General features: G+C 75.1%; 1 protein-coding gene. It reads left to right on the top strand.

The window, feature by feature from the left end:
• Positions 1–71: 71 nt before the first annotated feature.
• Positions 72–1,090 (top strand): DMT family transporter (locus AA75_RS37135; RefSeq protein ID WP_082527110.1); only part of this gene is annotated, 1,019 nt, incomplete at its 3' end.

The following is a 1,090-nucleotide window of genomic DNA, read 5'->3' as shown; positions in this document are numbered from 1 at the left end:
CCGCCCACGGCAGTACCAAATCACGAGATTGCACCTTACGTAGACCGTATGCCGACTGGCACAATGCGCAGGTGCACAGCTCGACACCCTCGCCCCGCCGCTCCGCCCGCTCCCTCGGCCTCACCCTCGCGCTCGTCTCCGCCTTCGCCTTCGGCGGCTCCGGAACGGCCGCCAAACCCCTGATCGAGGCGGGCCTGTCACCGCTGCACGTGGTGTGGCTGCGGGTGGCCGGCGCGGCACTGGTCCTGCTGCCGCTGGCCTGGCGGCACCGCTCGGCGCTGCGGCAGCGGCCGGGGGTGCTGACCGGCTTCGGGCTGCTCGCCGTCGCCGGTGTGCAGGCCTGCTACTTCGCCTCGATCGCCCGGATACCGGTCGGCGTCGCGCTGCTCATCGAGTACCTCGGGCCGCCGCTGCTGCTCGGGTACGTGAAGTTCGTCCAGCGCCGGCCAGTCTCCCGGGGCGCCGCGGTCGGGGCCGCCGTCGCGGTGGGCGGTCTGGCCTGCGTGGTCGAGGTCTGGAACGGGCTGAGCTTCGACGCGCTCGGCGTGCTGTTCGCGCTGGGCGCCGCCTGCTGCCAGGTCGGCTACTTCGTGCTGGCCGACGCCGGGCGGCAGGGCGAGCGCCCGATCGACCCGATCGCCGTCAGCGCCTTCGGGCTGCTGATCGGCGCGGTGGTGCTGACCGTCCTCACCCGGCCCTGGGAGGCCGACTGGGGCCTGCTCACCGGGCAGGTCACGATGAACGGCCACCGGCTGCCCGCCCTGCTGCCGGCCGCCTGGATGGTGCTGGTCGCCACCGTGCTGGCGTACCTGACCGGCGTGGTGGCGGTGCAGCACCTGTCACCCCCGGTGGCCGGGGTGGTGGCCAACCTGGAGGCCGTGGTGGCCACCGTGCTGGCCTGGGTCCTGCTCGGCGAGCACCTCGGGCTGCCGCAGCTGGCGGGCGGCGCCCTGGTGCTCGCGGGCGCCTTCGCGGCCCAGACCAGCAAGCCCGCGGCGGACCCGGCGCCGGTGCCGGAGTCACCGGTGCCCGTTCCGGACCCGCCGGTGTCGCTCCCCGAGTCCCCGGCGGCGGCCGGTCCGCGGCCCGC

The organism is Kitasatospora sp. MBT63, assembly GCF_000710465.2.
Lineage (GTDB): Bacteria > Actinomycetota > Actinomycetes > Streptomycetales > Streptomycetaceae > Kitasatospora.
This window is presented reverse-complemented; position numbering and strand designations above follow the sequence as displayed.